We start from the raw sequence: 4636 nt of genomic DNA on the forward strand, positions 1-4636 counted from the left end.
CGCCACGATGCACCCCTTGTCCCACCCCCGCCCGGACGGAAGACTGGCGTGCAGGGAGGGGTCGTCATGGGTATGACGGCGAGATCCATGGGGGAAATGCCGGATCTCGAATGGCGGATGGTCGCGCTCGTTCACGTCCCTTGGCGCGAGTTCTCGTCGAGGTGGGAGATCCCCTTCGAGGGGAACGAGAGGTGGGAGGCGCCAGGACCGGTCGCCCATGCTGTTGCTCATAGCCAGGAGTCGGCCATGTGGTATCTGCTGGAGCATCACTTTGACTACAGGCAGCCCGGGGTCTACGTCTCTGTTCCTGCCGGTACAGAGAATCCACTAGAGGTGCTCGCGAGAGACCTCGACTTGTCCGCGGAATTCATCACAGCCGCGAGAGCTTAGGGGAATGCCCGTCTCGGGGCGGCCGACCGCGGTGATGGAGTTCGTGGCCCAGGGTGTGGGGTCAGAAGAGGGTGCCTTCGTGTTCTATGCCTCGTAGGGCGTCGTAGTCGAGGGTTACGCAGTCGATGCCGCGGTCGGTGGCGAGGACGCGGGCCTGGGGTTTGATCTCCTGGGCCGCGAAGACGCCGCGGACGGGGGCCAGGTGCGGGTCGCGGTTGAGGAGTTCCAGGTAGCGGGTGAGCTGCTCTACGCCGTCGATCTCGCCTCGGCGTTTGATCTCGATCGCCACCGTGGCGCTGTCGGCGTCGCGGCAGAGGATGTCGACCGGGCCGATCGCGGTGGGGAACTCGCGGCGGATCAGGGTGTAGCCGTTGCCGAGGGTCGTGATGTGCTCGGCGAGCAGCTCCTGGAGGTGCGCCTCCACGCCGTCCTTCTGGAGGCCCGGGTCGAGGCCCAGTTCGTGGCTGGCGTCGTGCAGGATCTCCTCGATGGTGAGGATGAGTCGTTCGCCCGACTTGCCGTGCGTGACCGTCCAGCGGGCTATGGCGCCGTTCTCGTCGTAGGGCTCCTCGCGGAGAGAGCAGGGCGGGTTCATCCAGTTGAGGGGCTTGTAGGCGCGGTCGTCGGCATGGATGCTCACGCTTCCGTCCGCCTTGATCAGGACCAGGCGGGGAGCCATCGGCAGGTGGGCGGTGAGCTTGCCGGCGTAGTCGACGCTGCAGCGGGCGATAACGAGACGCACGCTGCCTCACCTTAGTGGTGGGCCTAAGGCGGTTGGGCGCGTCCGAGATAAGGCGTCGTGCCGATGTCGGGGTGGGGGGCTTAGGACGAGTCTCTTGGATGTCGGGTCGTGCCGAGCGGCCCGGGGGAGTCCAGGAGGGGCCGTGTACCACCACGAGATGATGCGGGCGATCGCCGACGAGCGGGTGCGCGTGCGGCGGACCGAGGCGCGGGGCGTGCGGGATGCGCGGCTGGCGCGGCGGGCCCGCGAGTACTGGGCCGAGCGCGCCGAGCGGATCGCCGCCCGGTCCGCCCGGCGGCCGCGCAGGCACGGAGCGGCGCCGGCGCGATGAACGCGGCCCCCGGTCCGCCCGGGGGCCGCGCCTAGCGGAATGAAAATCTTTGTCAAGCCTGGAATTCTCCGGGAGCCGTGGTTAGCGTCGGCGGGTGGGTGTTCATCCTCCATCGCCGAAAGGACTCCCATGTCTCTCGACGTGACTCCGGAACTGCTCGAGACGGCGCAGAAGGGCGAGGTCGATGACGCGGCCTTCGTCGAGTGCATCAGGACGTCCCTCCCCTACGCGTGGGACATGATCAGCGGGCTCGTCGCCCGGCTCCAGGTGGACGGCGGCGACTTCGCCGACAACCTCACCCCGCCGCCGGACGAGCAGGCCCGCGGCCAACTGCTCAGGGTGCTCGCGAGCGACTCCATGCGGGGCGCGCTGGAGCGCTACTTCGGCATGAGGCTCGCGTTCCAGAACTGCCATCGCGTCGCCGTCTTCCCGGCTGGGGACTCTGACGTCTACCGGACGTTCGTGACGGCCCGCGAACAGATCCTCAACCAGTCTCCCGAGCTCCGCGACTGCTGAGCAGGACCGCTGCGGCGTGCCGGTTCCTTCGGCACGCCGCACGTTCATGTCGCGGCCCGGACCTTGGGTAGGACGTCGGCGCCCAGGCGGGCGATGTTCTCCAAGGTGGCGGTGCGCGAGCCCGCCGCTTCGACCAGCAGTATGAGGTGCCTCATGCCGGTGCGCTCGGCCGTGGACACGAGGGACTCGATGCAGTCGTCGGGGGAGCCGACGGGGTGTAGACCGCACATGCGGCGCGTGTAGGCGACGGGGTCGCGGGGCGGGCGCCGGCGGTCGTCCACCGCGACGTATCCGTCCAGGCCGGGGCCCAGCCAGCGCGGCATCTCGGTCATCAGGGTCCTGACGGCCTCCTCGCGCGTGTCGGCGACCTGGGCCACGTGGGTGGAGATGTGGGGGAGGGACGGGTCGCCGTGGCGGGCGATGGCGGCGGCCTTCTCGTCCGCGTCCACGTGCATGCCGAGCAGCATCGGCAGGCCGCGTTCCGCCGCCAGCGCCTCGGTTGAAGGGGACGTGCAGGCGACCGTCACCGGGGGCGGGGCAAGCGCGCGCGGGACGACCGGTACCTCACGGAAGCGGAAGTGTTCCCCCTCCCAGGAGACACACTCGGAGCACAGCCAGGTAAGGAGCAGGTCCAAGGACTCGGCGAAACCGTGCTCGTAGCGGGGGAGGCCGGTGCCGAACACCTCCAGGTCGCGCCACGGGCCGCCGCGTCCGACGCCCAACCGGAAACGGCCGTCCGACAGCAGCGACAGCATCGACGCCTGCTCGGCCAGCGCCACCGGGTGCTGGTTGGACAGGACGCTCACCGCCGTCCCGACGTGCACCCGGCTGGTCGAGGCAAGGATGTGCCCGGCGAGCAGGGCAGCGGACGGGACGACCCCGTACGACATGAAGTGGTGCTCGGCCAGCCACACGTCGTCGAACCCGGCGCGTTCGGCGGCGACGGCGGCCTCCACCGTGCGGGACAAGGCAGTGGCGTCGTCCTGTCCCGGGAAACGGGCGGCGAGGAGGAAGATTCCGAGGCGCACGTACTCCTCGTACCCGGCATCGAAGGCCCCCGCGCCCTCTGCAAGACTGCCAATCATGACTGGTGGTTCGTTCAGCAGGGTCGGGGTCGTCGGACTGGGCACTATGGGCGCGGGCATCGCCGAGGTGCTGGCGCGCGGCGGCCTCGCGGTCGTCGGCGTCGAGATCGACCAGGGCGCGCTGGACCGCGGGCGCGGGCACCTGGAGCGCTCGACCGGGCGCGCCGTCAAGCGCGGCAAGCTCACCGAGGACGCGCAGCGCGAGATCCTCGGCCGGGTCGCCCTGTCGACCGACTTCGCCGACCTCGGCGACTGCGACCTCGTCATCGAGGCCGTGCCGGAGCGGCTCGACCTGAAGCGCACGGTCTTCGCGCAGCTGGACCGCGTGTGCCGGGACGACGCCGTCCTCGCCACCAACACCTCGTCGCTGTCGGTCACCGACATCGCGGTCACCACCGGCCGTCCCACCAAGATCGTCGGGGTGCACTTCTTCAACCCGGCGCCGGTGATGAAGCTGGTCGAGATCATCGGGACGGTGCTGACCGAGCCGGGCGCCGCGGCCCGGGTCGCCGACCTGGTGAAGGGCCTCGGCAAGACCCCGGTCACCATCGGCGACCGCGCCGGGTTCGTCGCCAACCGGCTGCTGTTCGGCTACCTGAACCAGGCCGCGGGCATGCTGGAGTCCGGCCACGCCACCCGCGACGACATCGACGCCGCGATGAAGACCGGCGCCGGGCTGCCGATGGGCCCGTTCACCCTCATGGACCTGATCGGCCTCGACACCTGCCTTGAGGTGCTGGACGCGATCTACGCCGAGTCCCGCGACCGCCGGCACGCCGCCTCGCCCGTGCTGCGCGAGCTGGTCACCGCCGGGCTGCTCGGCCGCAAGACCGGCCGCGGCTTCTACGCCCACGACAATTCCTCGGGCGACGAGGAAAAGGCGGCGGGCGCCGCGCCGGTCGTCGGCATCGTCGGCGTCGGCCCGCTCGCCGACGCGATCGCCGCGCTGTGCGACCGGGCGGGCAGCGAGGTCCGCGACTCCGCCGCCGGCCTCGCCGGCTGCGACCTGATCGTCGAGGCCGCCGAGGGCGCGGAGGCCGCGCGGGCGCTGCTGTCCGCCGCCGTCCAGGCCGCCAAGCCCGGCACGGTCATCGCCGTCACCTCCGTGGACGGCTCGGTGATCGAGCAGGCGATGGCGACCGGCCGCCCGTCCGACGTCGTCGGGCTGCACCTCCCGGACCCGGCGGCCGGCACGCTCGCCGAGATCGCCACCACGGTCGCGACCGATCCGGACATCGCCGACCGCGCCGTCGGCCTCGTCGCGCGCCTCGGCCTCGGCGTCGTCCGCTGCCGCGACCGCGCCGGGTTCATCGTGGACGCCCTGCGCTTCCCGTACCTGAACGACGCCGCCGCCATGCTCGGCGCCGGATACGCCGACGCCGACTCGATCGACGCCGCGATGACCCTCGGCTGCGGCTACCCGACCGGCCCCATCGCCGACCTCGACCGCCTCGGCCCGGACCGCGCCGTCACCGTCCTGCGCGCCCTGCACGCCGAGACCCGCGAACCCGCCCTGGCCCCGGCACCGCTCCTCGTGGAGCACGTCACCGCCGGAAAGCCACTGCGCTGACC

The 4636-nt window shown here is 71.2% G+C and carries 6 protein-coding genes; 4 read left to right on the top strand and 2 right to left on the bottom strand.

Annotated elements, in window-relative coordinates; translation table 11 throughout:
• On the top strand, positions 1-390 hold a 390-nt coding region (locus tag E1293_RS44635), incomplete at its 5' end, for a hypothetical protein (RefSeq protein ID WP_207939495.1).
• A 61-nt stretch (positions 391-451) separates the two neighbouring features.
• Here the strand turns inward: E1293_RS44635 and nucS are convergent.
• Complete coding sequence (nucS, locus tag E1293_RS44640; protein ID WP_132205854.1) at positions 452-1132, bottom strand: endonuclease NucS; 681 nt, start codon at positions 1130-1132, stop codon at positions 452-454.
• Positions 1133-1274: 142 nt separating this feature from the next.
• Between nucS and E1293_RS44645 the strand changes: the two genes are divergently transcribed.
• Together E1293_RS44645 and E1293_RS44650 are read left to right on the top strand one after the other, a co-directional pair.
• Positions 1275-1463, top strand: coding sequence for a hypothetical protein (locus E1293_RS44645; protein WP_132205856.1), 189 nt, complete (start codon positions 1275-1277; stop codon positions 1461-1463).
• Between the two features lie 129 nt (positions 1464-1592).
• Positions 1593-1979, top strand: coding sequence for an SCO5389 family protein (locus E1293_RS44650; RefSeq protein ID WP_132205858.1), 387 nt, complete (start codon positions 1593-1595; stop codon positions 1977-1979).
• 44 nt (positions 1980-2023) lie between these two features.
• Here E1293_RS44650 and E1293_RS44655 read toward each other — a convergent pair whose 3' ends face one another.
• The gene (locus tag E1293_RS44655) at positions 2024-3007 is read right to left on the bottom strand and encodes an LLM class flavin-dependent oxidoreductase (RefSeq protein WP_132205860.1); all 984 of its coding nucleotides are present in this window, start codon (positions 3005-3007) and stop codon (positions 2024-2026) included.
• Positions 3008-3062: 55 nt separating this feature from the next.
• Here E1293_RS44655 and E1293_RS44660 point away from each other — a divergent pair, with 55 nt between their 5' ends.
• Positions 3063-4634, top strand: coding sequence for a 3-hydroxyacyl-CoA dehydrogenase family protein (locus E1293_RS44660; RefSeq protein WP_132205862.1), 1572 nt, complete (start codon positions 3063-3065; stop codon positions 4632-4634).
• The last annotated feature ends 2 nt before the right edge of the window (positions 4635-4636 follow it).

It is taken from the genome of Actinomadura darangshiensis, assembly GCF_004349235.1.
Taxonomy (GTDB): domain Bacteria; phylum Actinomycetota; class Actinomycetes; order Streptosporangiales; family Streptosporangiaceae; genus Spirillospora; species Spirillospora darangshiensis.